Here is a 20,157-nt window from a genome sequence, read left to right as displayed (position 1 = left end):
CGCACCACGGGGGTGCGCGGCGGATCAGGTGGTGCTCGGCTCCTGGTGCGACGGCTTGTGCTCGTCGGACGCGGCAGCGGCGCGCGGCCTGAGGGTCGCCGTCGCCACGAGGGCCAGCACCAGCAGGCCCGCGCAGACGTAGCTGGAGAGTTCGACACCGAGGGACATCGCCTCCCGGGCGGCGTCCGCCGCCGACGCGGTCTTCGGATCGGCCGCCAGCGACGGGATCACGGATCCGGCGCTCTCCGTCACCACTCCGCTCAGCTGTTCGGCGTCCTTGCCCGGAAGCCCGGCCTCGGTGAGACGGCCCTTCAGGTCGGAGGCGAGCGAGCTGAAGAACAGTGTGGTGAGGACGGCGATACCCAGCGCGGAACCGAGCTCGCGGGCCGCGCTCTGGATGCCGGAACCCTGCCCGGCGCTCTCGACCGGCACGTCCACCAGGACGACATTGGTGACCTGCGCGGTGGCGAAGCCGACCCCGATGCCGTAGAGGAACAGCGCGATCGCGATCAGCCACCAAGCGCTGTCGGTCGCGGCGATCAGTCCGAGGAGCGCCAGGCCGACGGCCTCCAGGAGCAGACCGATCCGTACCTGCGTCAGCGCCGAGGCGGTCATGTTGAAGCTGGCGCCGGACGCGAAGAAGCTGCCCACGGCGAGCGCGACGAGCGCGAGGCCGGCCTGGAAGGCGCTGTAGCCCAGGGTGAACTGGAGCCACAGCGGCAGCACCGCGATGATGCCGAACTCGCCGAGACCGACGATCACGGTCACCAGGTTGCCGTTGCGGAAGGACGGGATCGAGAACAGCCGTACATCCATCAGCGGTTCGTCGTTCTTACGGCCGAGGGCCGCCTGCCGTCGCCAGAAGGCGAAGAGCAGCAGAGCGGAGACGACGAACGAGACGAGGGCCGGAGAGAGGCCGCCGCTCCAGGTGAATCCGCCGATCTCCAGCGGCTCGGTGGTGACGAGCCAGCCGTGACCGCGCCCCTCGATCAGCCCGAAGGAAAGGAAGCCGAGGCCGATCGCGGACAGGATGGCGCCGGCGATGTCGACCCGTCCCTGGGTGCGAGGCGACGCGTCGAGGTAGATCAGGACGCCGGCCATGATCACGATCACCAGCGGGATGTTGATGCCGAAGGCCCAGCGCCACGAGAAGTCGGCCAGCCAGCCGCCGAGCAGCGGACCGACGGCCGCCGCGGCACCGATCGTGGATCCCCAGATCGCGAAGGCCTGCCCACGTGCCTTGCCGGTGAAGGTCGCGTTCACCAGAGCCAGCGAGGTCGGAAGGATCATCGCGCCGCCGACGCCCTGGATGAACCGCGCCAGGATCAGCATGCCGCCGCTCGGCGCGACGGCGGCCACCAGGCTCGTCACTCCGAAGACGACCAGGCCGATCAGGAAGATCTTGCGGGCGCCGTGCAGGTCGGCGAGGCGTCCGGTGAACAGGAGCAGCGCCGCGAAGACGATCGCGTAGGACTCCTGGATCCACTGGGCCTCGACGGAGTCGATCGCGAGGTCCTCGATGATCGGCGCGAGGATCACATTGACGATCGTGAGGTCCACGACGATCAGGGCCACACCCAGCGAAACGGCGATGAGGCCGAGCCACTTGCTCATGGGAGGGGATTCTGCGTCTGCTGTGCTGTTCAAGATTCCTCCACTCTGGTGTATCTTCACAGTGAAGATAGTTAATGGCAGTCGGGGTTGTCAACCTGAAGGGGCACGTCGATGGAGCGACCGGAGCTCGGCCACCTCGAGGCACAGCGCGATCTCGAAGCACAGCGCGACCGCGTCATGGACGGACTGCGGGCGTTCGGCGCCAACTACACCGAGTTCACCCAGCGGTTCGCCCGCTGGCTGGGGCTGCACTCCACCGACGCCGCCGCGCTTGCCGAGATCCTGTACGCCGAGGACCAGGGTGTCCTGCTGTCCCCGGCCCGGCTGAGCGAACGGATCTCGCTCTCCTCGGGCGCCACGACCGCCGTGCTGAACCGCCTCGAACGGGCCGGACACGTCATCCGCACCCGAGAGCACACCGACCGCAGGGTCGTGACCCTGCGCAGCAGCGCCGACGTCAGGCCCCGCGCCGAGGAGTTCTTCGGCCCGTACGCCGAGCGCATCGTCGCCGAGATGGCGCGCCACACGCCCGAACAGCTACAGCGGTTCGAGGACTTCATCCACGATCTGCGCCGGACCATGGACTCGCTGCTCGCCCACGAGTACCGCACCCGCTGACCGCGACGGCGCAACTCCGCTTCCGCGCAAGGGGCTTGACAAGGCCACCTGCGGTGAAGAAGCTAGTGGTCATCTTGGAACGTGTGTGCCCAGCGGCCCCGTTCCGTCTCCCCCGCCGGTAGTCGTCCACACGGTACGCCGCGTCATGGACCCCGGCCCCTGGCGACCCCGCACCCACCCACCGCCCGGCCCTCCTCGGCCGCGGCGGTCTTCGTCATGTCTCCGGGACAGCCACCTCCGAAGGAGAAGCATGAAAGTCCTCTTCATCGCCGCGGGAACGAGCCCGGCCGGCGTCTTCGCCCTCGCTCCGCTCGCGACGGCGGTACGCAACGCCGGGCACGAGATCATGGTCGCCTCGTTCGACGAGCTCACCCCCACCATCGAGGCCGTCGGGCTGCCGCCGGTGGCCGTGGTCACCGACCACACCACCGAGAGCATCAAGCAGCTGAACCGGCCCGGCGGCCCCATCGAGTTCCCCTGGTCGCCCGACCAGGAACTGCCCTACGTCGGCAGGTGGTTCGGCCGCCAGGCGGCAGTCAGCCTCGAAGGCCTGCTGAGCCTGGCCACGCACTGGCGCCCCGACCTCGTCGTCGGCGGCACCGACGCCCACGCCGCCGGACTGCTCGCCGCCCACCTCGGCGTGCCGCACGTACGCCAGGCCTGGGACTGGCTCCACTTCGACGGCGTGGAGCGGTACGCCAACGAGGAACTCGCCCCGGAACTGGCCCTGCTGGGCCTGGACGAGCTGCCCGCCCCGGACCTGTTCCTGGACATCTGCCCGCCCAGCCTCATCCCGCCCGGCACACCCCCCGGCACGCCGATGCGCTGGGTGCCCGGCAACCGCCAGCGCGCGCTGGAACCGTGGATGTACACCCCGGGGGAGCGGCCCCGCGTCTGCGTCACGTACGGCAGCTTCCGCACCGCCATGCCCGAGATCTTCGACCACCTCTGCGCCCTGGTCTCGCGGCTCACCGAGCTCGACGCCGACATCGTGGTCGCGGCCAACGAGGAGGCGGCCGGCAAGTTGCGCACCCTCTTCCCACAGGTCCGCAGCGGCTGGGTGCCGCTGGAGTTCCTCCTGCCCACCTGCGACACGATCGTGCACAGCGGCGGGCTGACCGCGCTCAACGCCATGGCGGCCGGCACCCCGCAGGTCGTCCTCAACCAGTTCGTGGCGTTCGAGCCCTCGCTGAGGCTGCTGGAGCAGCAGGGGTCGAGCGTGGTGCTCCACCGCGGCGACGGATCCCCCGACGGCACCTTCGAGGCCTGCGCCAAGGTGCTGTCCGACGACAGCTACGCCCGCCAGGCCCGCGAACTCGCCCGTGAACTGGGCTCGATGCCCACACCCAACGACGTCGTCGCCGACCTGGAAGGACTGGTACGCGGATGAACGCCCTCAGCACGCAGGAGGCCCCCGTGCCCGAGGCCGCGACCACGGCGGAGGCCTACAGCACCCAGCAGGGCTACGGCGCCGAGCACGCCGAGATCTACGACGCCGTATACCGCGGCCGGGGCAAGGACTACGCCGCCGAGGCCGAGGACATCCTCCGGCTGCTGCGCGGGTACCGCTCCGACATCACCAGCCTCCTCGACGTGGCCTGCGGCACCGGCACCCACCTCGCCGCCCTGCGCGAGATCGTCGGCCATGTCGAAGGCGTCGAGCTGTCGCCCTGGATGCACGCCATCGCCGCACGGCGCCTGCCGGGCGTCCCGGTGCACCAGGACGACATGCGCTCCTTCTCCCTCGACCGCACCTTCGACGCGCTCACCTGCCTCTTCAGCTCGATCGGCTACATGACGTCCAGCGACGAGCTGGACCGGACCCTGAGCGTGTTCCGGGCCCACCTCAACCCCGGCGGGGTGGTCGTGGTCGAGCCCTGGTGGTTCCCCGGCGAGTTCCTCGACGGATACGTCGGCGGCTCCGTCGTCGAGGTCGACGGGCGGACCATCGCCCGCGTCTCGCACACCGTCCGCGAGGGCGACCGTACGCGGATGAACGTCGAGTACACGGTCGGCGAGTCCACCACCGGCCTGCGGCGCTTCTCCGACACCCATGTGCTGACCCTCTTCACCCAGGAGCAGTACGAGCGGGCCTTCGAGCGGGCCGGGTTCACCGTCACCTACCTGACCGGCGGACCCTCCGGGCGCGGTCTGTTCGTCGGCGTCGCTCCCGGCGCCGGGCCCGCCCCGTCCGCCGCACACGCCCAGGAGCGGTCATGACCCAGCACGCCACCGCGGCCTCGGTCGGCACCGTACGCCCCTGCGAGCTGATGGACCTGCAGACCGTCGCCGACACCCGCGGGAAGCTGTCCATCGTCGAAGGCATGAAGGACGTCGGCTTTGAGGTCAAGCGGCTGTTCTACCTGTACGACCTGCCCGTACCCGCCATCCGCGGCGACCACGCGCACCGCAATCTGGAGCAGTTCGTCATCGCCCTGCACGGCAGCTTCGACGTGACGGTCGACGACACCGTCAGCACCGCCGTCTACCACCTCGACAGCCCCCGGCAAGGGCTCTACATCGGGCCCATGGTGTGGAACTCGCTGGTCAACTTCTCCGAGGGCGCGATCGCCCTCGTACTGGCCTCCGAGCACTACGACGAGGCGGACTACTACCGCGTGTACGAGGAGTTCACCGCCGACGCGAAGCGGTCCGCATGAAGGTTCCCTTCCTGGACCTGAAGGCCCCCCACGCCGAGATCCGGGCCGAGCTCGACGAGGCCTACCACCGGGTGGTCGACTCCGGATGGTTCCTGCTCGGCGAGGAGACCACCGCCTTCGAGAGCGAGTTCGCCGCCTACTGCGGGGCCGAGCACTGCGTCAGCGTCGGCAGCGGATGCGACGCGCTCGAACTGACCCTCAGGGCCTTGGGGATCGGCGCGGGCGACGAGGTGATCGTGCCCAGCGCCACCTACATCGCCACCTGGCTCTCCGTCTCGGAGACCGGCGCCACGCCCGTACCGGTCGAGGCGGACGACGCCACCCAGCTGCTCGATCCCGCGCTGGTGGAAGCCGCGATCACCCCGGCCACCCGGGCGATCATGCCGGTCCACCTCTACGGCCAGAGCGCGGACCTCGCGGCCCTGCGGCGGATCGCGGACCGGCACGGTCTCGCCCTCGTGGACGACGCCGCCCAGGCACACGGAGCCCGCCACCGCGGGCAGCGGATCGGCACGGGCACCACCGCGACCGCCTTCAGCTTCTACCCCGGCAAGAACCTCGGCGCGCTCGGCGACGGCGGCGCCGTCACCACCTCCGACGGCGAACTGGCCGAGCGCATCAGGCTGCTGCGCAACTACGGCTCCCGGCGCAAGTACCACCACGAGCTGCGCGCCACCAACTCCCGGCTCGACGAACTCCAGGCCGCCCTGCTGCGGGCCAAGCTGCCGCACCTCGACCGCTGGAACCACCGCCGCGGCGAGATCGCCGCCCGCTACCTGGCCGACCTGGCCGGTCTGCCGGGGATCCGGCTGCCGCGGGTCGCGGCCTGGGCCGAGCACGCCTGGCACCTGTTCGTCATCCGGTGCGCCGACCGCGACGCCCTGCAGCGGAGCCTGACCGAGGCCGGTGTCGGCACGCTCGTCCACTACCCCGTCCCCGTACACCTCTCCCAGGCGTACGCCGACGACGCGACCTGGCCCGCCGGCACGTATCCGATCGCCGAGTCCATCGCCGCGCAGGTGCTCAGCCTGCCGATGGGCCCGCACTTGAGCGACGACGACGTCACCCACGTCATCGCCGCGGTACGCGCCGCCGCCCTCAACCCGACGCGCTGAACGACACGAAAGGGTCCGCCCGTCATGCAGTCCTCCTCCCTTCCGAAGCCGCCGCCCTCCGTCCGTGTGCTGCAACTGGCGACGGCGAGCTGGATGGCCGCCGCCGTCAGCGCCGCTGCCGAACTGGGCGTCGCCGACACGCTGGCCGACGGCCCCCGCCCGGCCGGCGAGATCGCCCGGGCCGTCGGCGCCGACGCCCCCACCCTCTACCGGCTGATGCGGGCCTGCGCCGACATCGGGCTCTTCGAGGAGCACGAAGGCGAGGTCTTCGCCCTGACCGAGGTCGGCGAGGCCCTGCGCAGTGACGCGCCCACCTCGATGCGGAACTTCGCCCGCTGGGTCGGCCTCGCCGCCGACCGCAACACCTGGGCCGGTCTCGCGGACAGCGTCCGCACCGGCGAACCCGCCTTCGAGAAGGTCCACGGCCAGAACGTCTGGGACTTCATGCGGGACCGCGCCGATGTCTCCGGCATCTTCGACGACGCCATGACCGAGGCGTCCCGCCAGCTCATCGCCCCGGTCGTCGGCGCGTACGACTTCAGCGGCATCGGCACCCTCGTCGACGTCGCGGGCGGCCACGGCGCCCTGCTCGCCGCGGTGCTCGACGCCCACCCCGGCGTCCGCGGCGTCCTCTACGACCAGGCCGACGTCGTCGTCGGCGCCAAGCAGACCTTCCGCGAGCGCGGGCTCGAGGACCGGGTCGACACCGTCGGCGGCGACTTCTTCGAGTCCGTCCCGCCGGGCGGCGACGCCTACCTGCTGTCCAACGTCATCCACGACTGGGACGACGCGAACTCCCTGAAGATCCTCACCAACTGCCGTGAGGCGCTCGCCGACGGAGGCCGGGTCCTGCTCGTCGAGGCCGTCATGCCGGAGCGGTCCGAGCCGTCCCCGACCGTGACCCTCATGGACCTCAACATGCTCGTGCTGTGCGGCGGCCGCCAGCGCACCGAGACCGAATTCGCCGACCTCTTCGCCCGGGCCGGGCTCCGGCTGACCCGGATCGTCCGCGCCGGCCTGCACAGCGTCGTCGAAGCCGTCCGGGCCTGACCACCCCGACCCGAGCCAACCGGAGGAAAGCGCACACCATGCCATTCATCACACCGGACAACGGATCGCTCACGGTGTTCAACCTGTTCGACACGCGCACCCGGGAGGACCAGAAGACCCTCCTGGACACGATGCAGGGCATCATCGAAGGCGCCAACTACCCCGGCTGGCGGTCCTCGACCCTGCACGGCGGACTCGACCAGCCCTGCGCCGCCAACTACATCCAGTGGCGCAGCGTGGACGATCTGCAGGAGCGGTACGAGGGCGAGAACTTCAAGCACAACACCGTCCCCTACTTCACCGAGCTGACCACCTCGGTCCATCTCCTCAAGACCGAAGTGGTGGCCACCCACCTCCACCCCGCGCTGGAGCGGATCGAGATCTCGCCCGACCGCGACGACTTCACCGTCATCGTGATCATGGGCGTGGAGCCGGCGAACCAGGCCCGGCTCGTGGAGCTGTTCGCCAAGCCCGACCCGTTCATGGAGGGCGTGGAGGGCTACCGCTCCCACTCCATCCTGCGCGGACTCGACGGCGACTACGTCGTCAACTACGCCCAGTGGGACAGCCGCGAGACCTACGAGGCCTTCCACAACCTGCCCGAGGAGCAGCGCCCGGCGGACTCGCGGGCCATGCGCGCCGCGGCCCGGCCGCTGCTGACCTCACGCTCCTCCAACACCTACGAGGTCGTCTACGCCCGGTCGTCCGCCGGCCCGTCGGCCGGTGAGCGGTGACCGCCGTGACCGGCCCGGTGGTCGTCGGCCCCGACGACCACCGCTACGCCGAGCTGGTACGGGGCGACAACTACCGCTTCGTGGGCCGGCCCGACCACGTCGAACTCGTCAGCACCCCCGGGCAGGTCGCCCAGGCGCTGGAGCGCGCGGTGCGCGCGGGCAAGCGGGTCGCCGTGCGCAGCGGCGGCCACTGCGGCGAGGCGTTCATCGCCGACCCGGACGTGCGGGTCGTCATCGACCTGTCGCTGATGGCGGACGTGTCCTTCGACCCGGAGATGGGCGCCGTCGCGATCGAGGCGGGTGCCACCGTCGGCCATGTCTACAAGACGCTCTACCGGAACTGGGGCGTGACCCTGCCGGCCGGTGTGTGCACCGCGGTCGGCGCCGGCGGCCACATCACCGGCGGGGGTTACGGTCCGCTGTCCCGGCTCCACGGCCTGGTCGCCGACCATTTGTACGCCGTCGAGGTCGTCCATGTCGACGCGGCGGGCGAGGTGCGTACGGTCGTCGCCACCCGTGAACCGGACGACCCGCACCGGGACCTGTGGTGGGCCCACACCGGCGGTGGCGGCGGCAACTTCGGGATCGTGACCCGTTTCTGGATGCGCTCGCCGGGCGCGACGGGCACGGACCCGGCGCAGCTGCTGCCCCGGCCGCCCGCGTCGCTGCTGATCGCGATGGTCAACTGGTCCTGGGACCAACTCGACCTGCCCGCCTTCACCCGCCTCATCCGCAACTTCATGGCCTGGCACGTGGAGCACAGCGGCGTCGGCTCGCCCTACGCGGGGCTGTTCGCCTCGTTGTGGGTCCGCCACCGCTCCGGCGGCGACCTGACCATGTACGTGCAGATGGATGCCACGGCGCCGGACGCCGAGTCCCGGCTCGCCGAGTTCCTCGCCGCCGTCGACGAGGGGGTGGGGGCCGAGCCGTTCGTCTTCCGCAACGAGCTGCCGTGGCTGACCGGGGTGCGCTACATGGGCCAGGGCGACTCCGGGCCGGTGCTGGGCGCCCGTAACAAGTCCAAGGCCGCCTACCTGCGGGGTGTCCACACCGACGAGCAGATCGCCGGGCTCCACCGGTGGTTCACCTCCGAGGACTACTTCGGCCGTGAGTCGCTGATGATGCTCAACGGCTACGGCGGCGCCATCAACGCCGTGGCACCGGAGGACACCGCGTCGGCGCAGCGCGACTCGGTGATCAAGGCCGCGTACTCGGCGGCCTGGAGCGATCCGGCCGAGGACGAACTGCACATCGGGTGGGTACGCGGCCTGTACGAAGAGCTGTACGCGGCCACCGGCGGGGCGCCGGTCTCCGATGACCAGGCCGACGGGTCGTACATCAACTACCCCGACGTCGACCTCGCCGACCCGGAGCGCAACACCTCGGGCGTGCCCTGGCACCAGCTCTACTACAAGGACAACTACCCCGCCCTGCAGGCGGTGAAGGCGGCCTGGGACCCCCGCGACGTGTTCCACCACGACCTGTCCGTGCGGCTGCCGTCCTCCTGTCCCGCGCAGCCCGCCCGGTCCACCCGCCAAGCGCCGGAGAAAGCCATGACGTACTCCACCGAGCACATCCCCGACCGGTACGACTTCGAGAGCATGTACACCGGCGACGCGGAGGCGCCGCCCGTGCAGCCCTGGGACATCGGCCGGCCCCAGCCCGCACTGGTCGCCGTCCACGAGGCCGGGCTGATCAGCGGTGACGTCCTGGACGTCGGCTGCGGTCTGGGTGACAACGCCGCCTTCCTCTCCTCCAAGGGACACCGGGTCACGGCGGTCGACGTGGCCGAGACGGCGGTCAAGGAGGCCCGGCGGCGGGCCGAGGCCAAGGGCGTGGACATCGAGTTCGTCGTCACCGACGCCACCCGGCTGACCGGCTTCGACGGCCGTTTCGACACCGTCGTCGACAGCGCCTGCTACCACGCGCTGGCCGAGGACGAGCGGAAGCGCTACCTCACCGCGCTGCACGACGCCTGCCGCCCGGGGGCCCGGCTGCACCTGTTCTCCTTCGCCGAGGAGCTCGAAGCGCCGTTCCCCGGACCGCACCGGCACAGCGCCCAGAGCCTGCGGGAGGTCGTGGGCAGCGTCTGGAACGTGGTGTCCGTCGAGGCCGCTACGTACTCCAGCTCGCTGGGCGTCGACGACATCACCGCCATGATCAAGGCGGAGTACCCGGACGCCGAGGCCGACCCCGCTCAGCTCGACGGGCTGGTCCTGGACGAGCTGGGCAAGGCGACGATGCCGGTCTGGCACGTCGTCGCCGAACGCCGCGGCTGACCCGCGAGGCCCCCTCCGTCACGGAGGGGGCCGCCCCCTTCGCCCCAGGTGGTAAATGAACGACCCGTTTCCCGATGAGGAGGGAACATGCGCAACCCCACCGACCGCCCTCCGGTCTCCTACGTCCTCGCGGGTGAATGGCCGGACGCCCTGCTGCTCCCGGACGCACCGCCCACCGCCCACGCCGGCCAGGAACTCGCCCTCGCCCTGCGCGCCCTGATGCGCACCCGCGGCCTGAGCGCGCGCGCCCTCGCGCAGCGCGCCGGCACGACCCACCCCACGATCCTGCGGATCCTCGGCGGCACCGGACTGGTGGACATGCGGACCGTCTTCCTCCTGGAGGTCACCCTCCAGGCACCGCTGTGGCCCCGGCGCCTGTACGCCGACTTCACCCCGCCCGGGACGTCACCCTGACCCCTCGCCGCTGCCGAGCCGGGGGAACGGCTCGGTCGAGAAGACCACCTCCACCGGCACGGAGAAGTACTGGGCGATCCGCAGGGCGAGATACAGGCTCGGGCTGTACTCGCCCCTCTCCAGATAACCCACCGTCTGATAGTGGATGCCCAGGGCCTCGGAGAGCTGCCGGCGCGAGATGCCCCGTTCCGCACGGAGCATGGCGATCCTGTTGTGGACGGTGTCAGTCATCGCGCCCGCCCTGTGATCCGTATCGCATGCGCGGGCCGCGGGCCGCGGCGGCTGCCGCGCGGACCCCTGCGGCCCGCCCGAGCCCACCCTTGAGTTCGTCCGTAACGATCAAAGTAGTTGTCTTTCTCGTAGCAGGTCTACTATCAAAACGGTAGCACGTCTACTACATTCCCTGGGGGAGGGAAGGCCTCCTCCCCACCCGTGTGCGGAGGTCAGGGGGGTCGTACGGGTGGGGTCTGGCGAGGGCAACGTCACAGCTGTAGCCCCTGCTGCTCATCCGTGCCGCTGGCCTAGCATCCCCCGCATGACGGTTCTCCCCGATGACGGGCTTTCGCTCGCCGCCGAGTTCCCGGACGCCACCCATGACCAGTGGCAGCGCCTTGTCGAAGGTGTGCTGCGCAAGTCGGGCAAGGACGTCTCGGGCGAAGCGGCCGAGGAAGCGCTCACGACGGCGCTGGACGACGGACTCGTCGCCCGCCCCCTCTACACCCCGCGCGACGCCGTCGCGGACACCGGATATCCGGGCTTCGCCCCGTATGTACGCGGCGGCCGCCCCGTGGGCGGCTGGGACGTACGGCAGCGGCATGGCCGGCCCGAGGCGGCCCGTACCAACGAAGCGGTCCTCGCCGACCTGGAGAACGGGGTCACCTCGCTGTGGCTGACCGTCGGCGACCTCGGCGTGCCGGTCGACGGCCTCGCCCAGGCCCTCGACGGCGTCTACCTCGACCTCGCGCCGGTCGTTCTCGACGCCGGAGCCGGAACGACCGCTGCCGCCGAGGAGTTGCTGCGGCTGTACGAGGCCCAGGGCGTCGCCCCCGCCGCGGCCCGCGGCAACCTCGGGGCGGACCCGCTCGCCCTCGCCGCCCGCACCGGAAACGCCGTCGACTGGCAGGACACCGCGGCGCTCGCCCGGCGCTGCCACGAGCAGTACCCGGGGCTTCGGGCCCTGACGGTGGACGCGCTGCCGTACCACGAGGCCGGCGCCTCCGCCGCGCAGGAGCTCGGTGCCTCGCTGGCGACCGCCGTCGCACACATGCGCCACCTCACCGACGCCGGCCTGCCGGTCGAAGCGGCCCTGGGGCAGCTGGAGTTCCGCTACGCGGCCACGGCCGACCAGTTCCTCACCATCGCCAAGTTCCGGGCGGCGCGCCGCCTGTGGGCCCGGATCGCCGAGGCGTCCGGTGCGCCCGGGGCGGGCGCGCAGCGCCAGCACGCCGTCACCTCGCCGGTGATGATGACCCGCCGCGACCCGTACGTGAACATGCTCCGTACCACCATCGCCTGCCTCGGTGCCGGGGTCGGCGGCGCGGACGCCGTCACCGTGCTGCCCTTCGACCACGAGCTGGGCCTGCCGGACGCCTTCGCCCGCCGTATCGCCCGCAACACCTCCTCCATCCTGCTTGAGGAGTCGCACCTCGGCCGGGTCGCCGACCCCGCCGGCGGTTCCTATTACGTCGAGCGCCTCACCACCGAACTCGCCCACGCGGCCTGGGAGTTCTTCCAGGAGCTGGAGCGCTCCGGCGGCCAGGAGCAGGCCCTTCGCTCCGGGCTGCTCGGCGAGCGGATCGCCGCCACCTGGGACGCGCGCAAGAAGAAGCTGGCCAAGCGGCGCGAACCGATCACCGGCGTCAGCGAGTTCCCGCACCTGGCGGAGAAGCCCGTCGAGCGCGAGCCCGCCCCCGTCCCGCCGGCCGGCGGACTCCCGCGGGTGCGCCGCGACGAGGCGTACGAGGAGCTGCGGAGCCGCTCCGACGCCCACCTCGCCGCCACCGGCGCCCGCCCCAAGGTCTTCCTCGCCGCGCTCGGCCCGGCCTCGGCGCACACCGCCCGGGCCACCTTCGCCGCCAACCTCTTCCAGGCCGGCGGCGTCGAGCCCGCCCACGACCCCGTCTCCGTGGACGCGGCCACCGCCGCCGAGGCCTTCACCGCCAGCGGCGCCACCATCGCCTGCCTCTGCTCCAGCGACGCGCTCTACGAGGAGCAGGCCGCCGAGGTCGCCCAGGCGCTGAAGTCGGCCGGCGCGCAGTCGGTGTTCCTCGCGGGCCGGCCCGCCGAGCACGCGAGCGTCGACGCATACATCTTCGCGGGCTGCGACGCCGTCGGCGTCCTGTCCTCCGTCCTGGACCGCATGGGAGTGGCGGCGTGATGCACATTCCGGACTTCTCCGAAGTCCCCCTGGACTCCGGCACGCCGGCCGGCACCACCGAGGAGCAGTGGCGTACGGCCGTCAAGGAATCGACCGGCAGCAGCGCCGACGACCTGGTCTGGGAGACCCCGGAGGGCATCGCCGTCAAGCCGCTGTACACCGGCCGTGACGCGGAGGGCCTGGACTTCCTCGGCACGTACCCGGGCGTCGCGCCGTACCTGCGCGGCCCCTACCCGACGATGTACGTCAACCAGCCGTGGACGATCCGGCAGTACGCCGGTTTCTCCACCGCCGAGGAGTCCAACGCCTTCTATCGGCGCAACCTCGCCGCCGGACAGAAGGGTCTGTCGGTCGCCTTCGACCTGCCGACCCACCGCGGCTACGACAGCGACCACCCGCGCGTCACCGGCGACGTCGGCATGGCGGGCGTCGCCATCGACTCCATCTACGACATGCGCCAGCTCTTCGACGGCATCCCGCTCGACAAGATGACCGTGTCGATGACGATGAACGGCGCCGTGCTGCCGGTCCTCGCCCTCTACATCGTGGCCGCCGAGGAGCAGGGCGTACCGCCCGAGAAGCTGGCCGGGACCATCCAGAACGACATCCTCAAGGAGTTCATGGTCCGCAACACCTACATCTACCCGCCCCGGCCCTCGATGCGGATCATCTCCGACATCTTCGCGTACACCTCGCAGAAGATGCCGCGCTACAACTCCATCTCCATCTCCGGCTACCACATCCAGGAAGCGGGCGCGACGGCCGACCTGGAGCTGGCGTACACGCTGGCCGACGGGGTGGAGTACCTGCGCGCGGGCCGCGACGCCGGCCTCGACGTGGACGCGTTCGCGCCGCGGCTCTCCTTCTTCTGGGCCATCGGCATGAACTTCTTCATGGAGATCGCCAAGATGCGGGCGGCCCGGCTGCTGTGGGCCCGGCTGGTCAAGGAGTTCGACCCGAAGAACGCCAAGTCGCTCTCCCTGCGCACCCACTCGCAGACCTCCGGCTGGTCCCTGACCGCCCAGGACGTCTTCAACAACGTCACCCGCACCTGCGTCGAGGCGATGGCCGCCACCCAGGGCCACACCCAGTCGCTGCACACCAACGCCCTCGACGAGGCGCTCGCCCTGCCGACGGACTTCTCCGCCCGGATCGCCCGCAACACCCAGCTGGTGCTCCAGCAGGAGTCCGGTACCTGCCGGGTCATCGACCCCTGGGGCGGCAGCGCCTACGTCGAGAAGCTCACCTACGACCTGGCGCGGCGCGCCTGGCAGCACATCCAGGAGGTCGAGGCGGCCGGCGGCATGGCCCAGGCCATCGACGCCGGCATCCCCAAGATGCGCGTCGAGGAGGCGGCCGCCCGCACCCAGGCCCGTATCGACTCCGGACGCCAGCCCGTCATCGGCGTCAACAAGTACCGCGTCGAGAACGACGAGCAGATCGACGTCCTCAAGGTCGACAACTCCTCCGTGCGCGCCCAGCAGATCGCCAAGCTGCGCCGGCTGCGCGAGGAGCGCGACGAGAACGCCACCCAGGACGCGCTGCGCGCGCTCACCGAGGCCGCAGGCCGGGACTCCGGCACCGGCCTGGAGTCCAACCTCCTCGCCCTCGCCGTGAACGCCGCCCGCGCCAAGGCCACCGTCGGCGAGATCTCCGACGCCCTGGAGAAGGTCTACGGCCGCCACGCGAGCCAGATCCGTACGATCTCCGGTGTGTACCGCACCGAGGCAGGAGCATCCCCCTCCGTGGAACGCACCCGCTCCCTCGTCGAGCGCTTCGAGGAGGCGGAGGGCCGCCGCCCGCGCATCCTCGTCGCCAAGATGGGCCAGGACGGCCACGACCGCGGCCAGAAGGTCATCGCCACCGCCTTCGCCGACCTGGGCTTCGACGTCGACGTCGGCCCGCTCTTCCAGACCCCGGCCGAGGTGGCCCGGCAGGCCGTCGAGGCGGACGTGCACGTCGTGGGCGTCTCGTCGCTGGCGGCCGGCCATCTGACCCTTGTCCCCGCGCTGCGCGAGCAGCTCGCGGAGGAGGGCCGCGACGACATCATGATCGTCGTGGGCGGAGTCATCCCGCCGCAGGACGTGCCCACGCTCCTGGAAATGGGCGCGGCGGCGGTCTTCCCGCCCGGCACGGTGATCCCGGACGCGGCCCATGACCTGGTGACGCGGCTCGCCGCGACACTGGGCCACGACGAGCTGTAGGCGCGCATGCGCATCGATCTGGACACCTGTGTGAAGGGGGTGCTCGACGGGAAACGCGCGTGGATCGCCCGCGCGATCACCCTCGTCGAGTCCACCCGCCCCGACCACCGCGTCCTCGCCCAGCGGCTGCTGACCGAGCTGCTGCCACACACCGGAAACGCCCGGCGGATCGGCATCAGCGGGGTGCCCGGGGTGGGCAAGTCGACCTTCATCGACGCCTTCGGGACGATGCTCACCGGTCTCGGCCACCGGGTCGCGGTCCTCGCCGTCGACCCGTCCTCCACCCGCACCGGCGGCTCCATCCTGGGCGACAAGACCAGGATGGAGCGGCTCGCCGTCGACCCGGCCGCGTTCGTGCGGCCGTCGCCGAGCGCGGGCACCCTGGGCGGGGTGGCCAAGGCCACCCGCGAGTCCATGGTCGTGATGGAGGCGGCGGGCTACGACGTCGTCCTCGTCGAGACCGTCGGCGTCGGCCAGTCGGAGACCACCGTCGCCGGCATGGTCGACTCCTTCCTGCTGCTCACCCTCGCCCGCACCGGCGACCAGCTCCAGGGCATCAAGAAGGGCGTGCTGGAACTGGCCGACGTCATCGCCGTCAACAAGGCCGACGGCCCGCACGAGCGCGACGCCCGCGGCGCGGCCCGCGAACTCGCGGGCGCCCTGCGCCTGATGCACCCGGCCGACGCGGCCTGGACCCCGCCGGTGCTCAGCTGCAGCGCCCGCGAATCCTCCGGCCTCGACACCGTCTGGGACCGCCTGGAGCAGCACCGTACGCTCCTGGACGCGGGCGGCCGGCTCGCCGCCAAACGCCGTGACCAGCAGGTTGACTGGGCCTGGGCCATGGTCCACGACGAGCTGCTCGGCCGGCTGCGGGCCCACCCCGAGGTACGGGACCTCACCCCGGAGCTGGAACGCCGGGTCCGCGAGGGGGAATTGACCCCGACGCTGGCCGCGATGCGGATCCTGGAGGCGTTCGGGCCGCGCTGATCTGAGACACGATCGCCCCGGGCCCCGGCCGCTGGGCATACTGACCCCTCCCGATCACCGCGACACCCTCAGGAGGAGTCATGGCTGCCAGTTTCAGGACGGTCATCGAGGTGGGCCCGGCCCATCTCGACCAGGCCCGGGGCCTCGACCGGACGTTCCAGGAGGCGATCGCCCCGGCGACCGTCAACTTCGACTTCGGCCACATCCGGGAGGCGGCCGCCGCCATCCCTGACAGCACGATCGTGAAGATGGTCCGGGGCTGGGGCCTTCAGGAGACCGCCCCGGTCCAGGTCATGGTGGAGTCCCTCAAGGAGGCCGTCCGCCAGGCGCTGCCCGAGTCGTTCGCCGCCGCCTCCTTCTGGGGCACGATCGAGCAGGAGCTCGTACGCGCCTTCACCGGCCTCGCCGTGCAGGAGGGCGAGCCCGGCCTCTCGTACTACGCCGAGGACCGGGAGCGCACCAGCTACTACCGTGACCTGCTCTTCGCCCTCCAGGACGAGGAGACGGGGGAGCACATGTACGCCATCGCCTTCTGCGTCGACGTGACCGTCGGCCTGGACAAGGCCCGGGCCGGTGTCCTGAAGGTCGACGACATCGCCCCGTACGCGATCCGGCTCAACGCGATCGTGGTACGCCAGGAGCTGCGGCTCGCGGCGTGAGTGCCGCCTGACGGGCACCGCCCCGTACCGGCCCGCCGTCCCGGGCCGAACCGGCCGCGAGCAGCGCCTCCGTCACGAGGCGGACGCCGCGCGCCAGCCGTCCCAGCTGCTCCAGCTCGACGGCGTACATCTGGATCGCGTTCTCGATCGTGGGCTCGGGCACCCCGAGCGTGGGCAGCTCCGCCCGAGAGGTCTGCAGAGCCACCCGAACCGCGCGTATCTCGTGCTGTATCTGAAGCTGCGCATGGCGCGCCAGCAGCACCGGGTGGCGGGTGAGCGGCGAGTAACCGGCGTAGCGGGCCGGCAGAAGATCACGCAGCCAGCGGGCTGCCGTGCGTTCCCAGTCGCGGTTGCCCGGAGTCCTGACCTGGCACGGCCAGTCGGCGCTGACGGGGGAGTAGGTCGGGGACATCGTTGTCGCTTCCAGAAGGGTGACCTGAAGATGAATGCCCTGATGGGAGGGGGTGCGGCGGTCCCGGCCCAGGGGTTGACCGAGACCGCCGCGGATGGAACACCAGGGGCCGACATGAGGAGGAGGGGGTCGGCAGGGGCCCGGGCGCCACAAGCAGTAAATATATATACCGTCGAGTAAGCAAGGGTATGAAAAATTTCATGCGGCGCGAGGCATGAAAAAAAGACCGGGCGCCATCGGGCCCCGGTGTCAGTCCTCCAGGAAGAAATTGTGCTGCTCGGCGGCCTGCTCGTATCCCTCCAGACGCAGCTGCGTCCGCTCCGGATCCGCGTCCGCCATCGCCTGGAGCAGCGACGCCGACAGCAGCTGCGGCGCCGCGTACGAGTCGAAGACCAGCCGCGACCCCGTCCCCGCCGTGAATGCCACGTCGGCCTCCTCCACCAGCGATCCGAGCGCCAGGTCGGTGATGAGCGCGACCTTCAGCCCCACGCCCCGCGCGGCCCTGATCGCGGCCAGCGTCTCCCTGGCGTGCCGGGGCATCGCGAAGGCCAGCACCCATGTGCCGCCCGCCTCCCGGGCCTGGAGCAGCGCGTCGTAGGAGACGCTGCCGCCACGGGTCACCACCCGTACGTCGGGGTGGATCCGGCGGGCCGCGTAGGCGAAGTACTCGGCCAGGGAGACCGAGATCCGCAGGCCCAGGATGGTCAGCGGGACGGACCGGGCGAGCTCCCGGCCCATATCGAGGACCTGGTCGGTGTCGGCGAGCACCCGGCGCAGCGACTCCAGGTTGTCGATCTCGGCGTCCACCGCGGCCTGGAGTTCGTTGCGGCGGTCCTCCCGCACGTCGGGGGAGCCGGCCACCGCGCTCAGCGCGATCGGCTGGAGTGCCTCCCGCAGCGCCGGGAAGCCGCTGAAGCCGAGCGAGGTGGCGAACCGCGTCACCGACGGCTGACTGACCCCGACCCGCTCCGCGAGGTCCGTGATCGACAGGAACGCGGCCTCGGTGAGGTGGTCGATCATGTACTGGGCGATCCGCCGCTGGGCCGGGGACAGCCGGTGCCCGCCGAACAGCGCCCGGACCCGGTCCGCGGGTGCCGACGCCGGTTCGGCGGAGCCTCTGCCCGGCGTGATGGCGGCGGCCTGTGCGCGCGCCTGCTGCCCTGATGGCACGGGGTGCCTCCTTCGTGTCCCGTCGAGCCCAAGATAGTTCACGGAGCGTGGCCCCATGGGGCGGGCGGCGTGGTGGCGACCGAGGGGCGGCGCGCGCACCCTGGAACCATGCCCCGGACCAACGCGGAGGTCCAGGCACTCCTGCAGGAGTACGCCGACCTCGTCAGGATCAGCGGCGGCGACGCCTTCAAGGCCCGCGCGTACGAGAAGGCCGCCCGGGCGGTCGGCGGGCACCCCGCGGACGTCGCCGGCCTGGACGTCAAGGAGCTGCGGGAGATCCCGGGCGTCGGCCGCTCCATCGCCGAGAAGATCGTGGAGTTCCTCAGCTCCGGCCAGGTCTCGGCCGTCGAGGAGCGGCGCGAGCACATCCCCGCCGGGGTCCGCGAGCTGATCGCCATCCCCCAGCTCGGCCCGCGCAAGGCGATGCTCCTCCACCAGGAGCTCGGCATCTCCTCCGTCGACGCGCTCGTCGCCGCCATCCACGGCGAACGCCTGCGCGACCTCAAGGGATTCGGCGAGAAGACGGAGCAGAACATCCTCCACGGCATCGAGCTGCTGCGCGCCTCCGGCGGGCGGATCCTCCTCGACGCGGCGATGGAGGTCGCCGAGCGGATCGTCGGTGAGCTCTCCGCCCTTCCCGGCTGCGAACGCTGCGCCTACGCGGGATCGCTGCGCCGGATGCGCGACACGATCGGTGACGTCGACATCCTGGTCGCGGCCGAGGCCTCCGCCCCCTTCATGGCCGCGCTCGTCGCGCTCCCGGAGGTTGCCGAGACACTCGCGCACGGCGAGAAGAAGACCTCCATCCGCACCGCCAAGGGCCTCCAGGTCGACCTGCGGGTCCTGCCGCCCGGCTCCTGGGGCGCCGGACTGCAGTACTTCACCGGCTCCAAGGCGCACAACATCCGCACCCGCGAGATCGCCGTCCGCAGAAAGCTGAAGCTCTCCGAGTACGGCCTCTTCCACGCCAAGAGCGGCCGCAAGATCACCTCCGAGACCGAGGAGGCGATCTACGAACGGCTCGGGCTGCCCTGGATCCCGCCCACCCTGCGCGAGGACCGCGGCGAGATCGCGGCCGCCGAACGCGGCGAACTGCCCGACCTGATCACCGAGGACGCCGTGCGCGGCGATCTGCACACGCACACCGACCTCACCGACGGGCTCTCCTCGCTGGAGGCGATGGTGGAGGCGGCCGCGGCCCGCGGCTACGCCTACTTCGCCGTCACGGACCACGCCCCCGACCTCGCCATGCAGCGCATGACCCAGGAGAAGATGCTCGCCCAGCGTGCCCGCGTCCGTGAACTCGACCGCGTACACCGGGGGATGCGGCTGCTGCACGGGACCGAGCTCAACATCGGACCCGACGGCGAGGTCGACTGGCCCGGCGAGTTCCTCGCCGGCTTCGACATCTGCGTGGCCTCCGTCCACTCCCACTTCAACCAGAGCCGTGACCGCCTCACCCGCCGGCTGGTCCGCGCCGCCGAGAACCCGTACGTCTCGGTCATCGGCCACCCCACCACCCGCCGGATCGGCAAGCGCCCCGGCCTGGACGCCGACTTCGACGCCGTCTTCGAGGCCTGCGCCCGCACCGGCACCGCCCTGGAGATCAACTCCCACCCCGAGCGCCTCGACCTGTGCGACGACGACATCCTGCGGGCCAAGACGTACGGCGTGAAATTCGCCGTGAACTCCGACGCCCACTCCACCACTCATCTGCCGTATCTGCGCTACGGCATCGGTATGGCCCAGCGCGGCTGGCTGACCGATGAGGACGTCATCAACACCTGGCCACTGGGGCGTCTGCGCCGCTTCCTGCGACCGGGATGACCGCCCGGCGGTACCCGACGTGACAGTGGCGCCCTTC

The 20,157-nt window shown here is 71.2% G+C and carries 18 protein-coding genes; 14 read left to right on the top strand and 4 right to left on the bottom strand.

Translation table 11 applies throughout. The features are described 5' to 3' along the window. Positions 1 to 24 precede the first annotated feature (24 nt). Positions 25 to 1,614 carry a DHA2 family efflux MFS transporter permease subunit gene (locus tag IEZ01_RS04990; protein WP_019890107.1) on the bottom strand — a complete coding sequence of 530 codons (1,590 nt, stop codon included), beginning with the start codon at positions 1,612 to 1,614 and terminating at the stop codon, positions 25 to 27. A gap of 111 nt (positions 1,615 to 1,725) precedes the next feature. On the opposite strand from IEZ01_RS04990, the gene IEZ01_RS04985 reads away from it, so the two are divergent. The 9 genes from IEZ01_RS04985 to IEZ01_RS04945 all read left to right on the top strand — a co-directional run bounded on the left by IEZ01_RS04985 (position 1,726) and on the right by IEZ01_RS04945 (position 10,484). Then, a complete protein-coding gene (locus tag IEZ01_RS04985) occupies positions 1,726 to 2,232 on the top strand; it encodes a MarR family winged helix-turn-helix transcriptional regulator (protein ID WP_189200056.1) in 507 nt (168 codons plus the stop codon). 250 nt (positions 2,233 to 2,482) lie between these two features. After that, complete coding sequence (locus IEZ01_RS04980; protein ID WP_019890109.1) at positions 2,483 to 3,622, top strand: nucleotide disphospho-sugar-binding domain-containing protein; 1,140 nt, start codon at positions 2,483 to 2,485, stop codon at positions 3,620 to 3,622. After that, entirely contained in the window at positions 3,619 to 4,452 is an 834-nt protein-coding gene (locus tag IEZ01_RS04975) for a class I SAM-dependent DNA methyltransferase (RefSeq protein WP_019890110.1), read from the top strand. Before IEZ01_RS04980 ends, IEZ01_RS04975 begins: the two co-directional genes overlap by 4 nt. Beyond that, entirely contained in the window at positions 4,449 to 4,892 is a 444-nt protein-coding gene (locus IEZ01_RS04970; RefSeq protein ID WP_189200054.1) for a sugar 3,4-ketoisomerase, read from the top strand. Before IEZ01_RS04975 ends, IEZ01_RS04970 begins: the two co-directional genes overlap by 4 nt. Beyond that, positions 4,889 to 6,007, top strand: coding sequence for a DegT/DnrJ/EryC1/StrS family aminotransferase (locus IEZ01_RS04965; protein ID WP_019890112.1), 1,119 nt, complete (start codon positions 4,889 to 4,891; stop codon positions 6,005 to 6,007). Before IEZ01_RS04970 ends, IEZ01_RS04965 begins: the two co-directional genes overlap by 4 nt. A 24-nt stretch (positions 6,008 to 6,031) precedes the next feature. Next, complete coding sequence (locus IEZ01_RS04960) at positions 6,032 to 7,057, top strand: methyltransferase (RefSeq protein WP_189200052.1); 1,026 nt, start codon at positions 6,032 to 6,034, stop codon at positions 7,055 to 7,057. A 38-nt stretch (positions 7,058 to 7,095) separates the two neighbouring features. After that, the gene (locus tag IEZ01_RS04955; protein ID WP_019890114.1) at positions 7,096 to 7,791 is read left to right on the top strand and encodes an antibiotic biosynthesis monooxygenase family protein; all 696 of its coding nucleotides are present in this window, start codon (positions 7,096 to 7,098) and stop codon (positions 7,789 to 7,791) included. Positions 7,792 to 7,796: 5 nt separating this feature from the next. Continuing rightward, positions 7,797 to 10,070 (top strand): methyltransferase domain-containing protein, encoded by a 2,274-nt coding sequence (locus tag IEZ01_RS04950; protein ID WP_189200050.1) that lies wholly within the window; start codon positions 7,797 to 7,799, stop codon positions 10,068 to 10,070. Positions 10,071 to 10,157: 87 nt separating this feature from the next. Continuing rightward, positions 10,158 to 10,484, top strand: a complete 327-nt coding sequence (locus IEZ01_RS04945) for a helix-turn-helix domain-containing protein (RefSeq protein WP_019890116.1) — start codon at positions 10,158 to 10,160, stop codon at positions 10,482 to 10,484. Here the strand turns inward: IEZ01_RS04945 and IEZ01_RS04940 are convergent. Next, on the bottom strand, positions 10,476 to 10,715 hold the full coding sequence (locus tag IEZ01_RS04940) for a helix-turn-helix transcriptional regulator (protein WP_028798087.1): 240 nt from the start codon (positions 10,713 to 10,715) through the stop codon (positions 10,476 to 10,478). The genes IEZ01_RS04945 and IEZ01_RS04940 overlap by 9 nt on opposite strands. Positions 10,716 to 11,019: 304 nt before the next feature. On the opposite strand from IEZ01_RS04940, the gene mutA reads away from it, so the two are divergent. From mutA to IEZ01_RS04920, 4 genes are all read left to right on the top strand, one after another. Continuing rightward, the gene (gene mutA / locus IEZ01_RS04935; RefSeq protein WP_189200048.1) at positions 11,020 to 12,861 is read left to right on the top strand and encodes a methylmalonyl-CoA mutase small subunit; all 1,842 of its coding nucleotides are present in this window, start codon (positions 11,020 to 11,022) and stop codon (positions 12,859 to 12,861) included. Next, positions 12,861 to 15,065: a methylmalonyl-CoA mutase gene (gene scpA, locus IEZ01_RS04930; protein ID WP_019890119.1), complete on the top strand. Its 2,205-nt coding sequence runs from the start codon at positions 12,861 to 12,863 to the stop codon at positions 15,063 to 15,065. Before mutA ends, scpA begins: the two co-directional genes overlap by 1 nt. Positions 15,066 to 15,071: 6 nt before the next feature. After that, positions 15,072 to 16,052: a methylmalonyl Co-A mutase-associated GTPase MeaB gene (meaB, locus tag IEZ01_RS04925; RefSeq protein WP_019890120.1), complete on the top strand. Its 981-nt coding sequence runs from the start codon at positions 15,072 to 15,074 to the stop codon at positions 16,050 to 16,052. 80 nt (positions 16,053 to 16,132) lie between these two features. After that, positions 16,133 to 16,711 carry a hypothetical protein gene (locus IEZ01_RS04920; protein WP_019890121.1) on the top strand — a complete coding sequence of 193 codons (579 nt, stop codon included), beginning with the start codon at positions 16,133 to 16,135 and terminating at the stop codon, positions 16,709 to 16,711. Here IEZ01_RS04920 and IEZ01_RS04915 read toward each other — a convergent pair. Continuing rightward, positions 16,668 to 17,123, bottom strand: coding sequence for a hypothetical protein (locus IEZ01_RS04915; RefSeq protein WP_019890122.1), 456 nt, complete (start codon positions 17,121 to 17,123; stop codon positions 16,668 to 16,670). The genes IEZ01_RS04920 and IEZ01_RS04915 overlap by 44 nt on opposite strands. A gap of 249 nt (positions 17,124 to 17,372) precedes the next feature. Then, complete coding sequence (locus tag IEZ01_RS04910; RefSeq protein WP_189200046.1) at positions 17,373 to 18,293, bottom strand: MurR/RpiR family transcriptional regulator; 921 nt, start codon at positions 18,291 to 18,293, stop codon at positions 17,373 to 17,375. Between the two features lie 108 nt (positions 18,294 to 18,401). Here IEZ01_RS04910 and polX point away from each other — a divergent pair, with 108 nt between their 5' ends. After that, on the top strand, positions 18,402 to 20,120 hold the full coding sequence (gene polX / locus IEZ01_RS04905) for a DNA polymerase/3'-5' exonuclease PolX (protein ID WP_019890124.1): 1,719 nt from the start codon (positions 18,402 to 18,404) through the stop codon (positions 20,118 to 20,120). The last annotated feature ends 37 nt before the right edge of the window (positions 20,121 to 20,157 follow it).

It is taken from the genome of Streptomyces purpureus (assembly GCF_014648195.1).
In the GTDB taxonomy this organism is placed as follows: Bacteria; Actinomycetota; Actinomycetes; order Streptomycetales; family Streptomycetaceae; genus Streptomyces; species Streptomyces purpureus.
The sequence above is the reverse complement of the archived record's forward strand: the minus strand, read 5'-3'. Positions and strand labels throughout refer to the sequence as shown.

Bases quoted from the DNA above. Each gene is read 5' to 3' on its own strand.
- IEZ01_RS04990 (WP_019890107.1), bottom strand. From the start codon at position 1,614: ATGAGCAAGTGGCTCGGCCTCATCGCCGTTTCGCTGGGTGTGGCCCTG.
- IEZ01_RS04985 (WP_189200056.1), top strand. From the start codon at position 1,726: ATGGAGCGACCGGAGCTCGGCCACCTCGAGGCACAGCGCGATCTCGAA.
- IEZ01_RS04980 (WP_019890109.1), top strand. From the start codon at position 2,483: ATGAAAGTCCTCTTCATCGCCGCGGGAACGAGCCCGGCCGGCGTCTTC.
- IEZ01_RS04975 (WP_019890110.1), top strand. From the start codon at position 3,619: ATGAACGCCCTCAGCACGCAGGAGGCCCCCGTGCCCGAGGCCGCGACC.
- IEZ01_RS04970 (WP_189200054.1), top strand. From the start codon at position 4,449: ATGACCCAGCACGCCACCGCGGCCTCGGTCGGCACCGTACGCCCCTGC.
- IEZ01_RS04965 (WP_019890112.1), top strand. From the start codon at position 4,889: ATGAAGGTTCCCTTCCTGGACCTGAAGGCCCCCCACGCCGAGATCCGG.
- IEZ01_RS04960 (WP_189200052.1), top strand. From the start codon at position 6,032: ATGCAGTCCTCCTCCCTTCCGAAGCCGCCGCCCTCCGTCCGTGTGCTG.
- IEZ01_RS04955 (WP_019890114.1), top strand. From the start codon at position 7,096: ATGCCATTCATCACACCGGACAACGGATCGCTCACGGTGTTCAACCTG.
- IEZ01_RS04945 (WP_019890116.1), top strand. From the start codon at position 10,158: ATGCGCAACCCCACCGACCGCCCTCCGGTCTCCTACGTCCTCGCGGGT.
- IEZ01_RS04940 (WP_028798087.1), bottom strand. From the start codon at position 10,715: ATGACTGACACCGTCCACAACAGGATCGCCATGCTCCGTGCGGAACGG.
- mutA (WP_189200048.1), top strand. From the start codon at position 11,020: ATGACGGTTCTCCCCGATGACGGGCTTTCGCTCGCCGCCGAGTTCCCG.
- scpA (WP_019890119.1), top strand. From the start codon at position 12,861: ATGCACATTCCGGACTTCTCCGAAGTCCCCCTGGACTCCGGCACGCCG.
- meaB (WP_019890120.1), top strand. From the start codon at position 15,072: ATGCGCATCGATCTGGACACCTGTGTGAAGGGGGTGCTCGACGGGAAA.
- IEZ01_RS04920 (WP_019890121.1), top strand. From the start codon at position 16,133: ATGGCTGCCAGTTTCAGGACGGTCATCGAGGTGGGCCCGGCCCATCTC.
- IEZ01_RS04915 (WP_019890122.1), bottom strand. From the start codon at position 17,123: ATGTCCCCGACCTACTCCCCCGTCAGCGCCGACTGGCCGTGCCAGGTC.
- polX (WP_019890124.1), top strand. From the start codon at position 18,402: ATGCCCCGGACCAACGCGGAGGTCCAGGCACTCCTGCAGGAGTACGCC.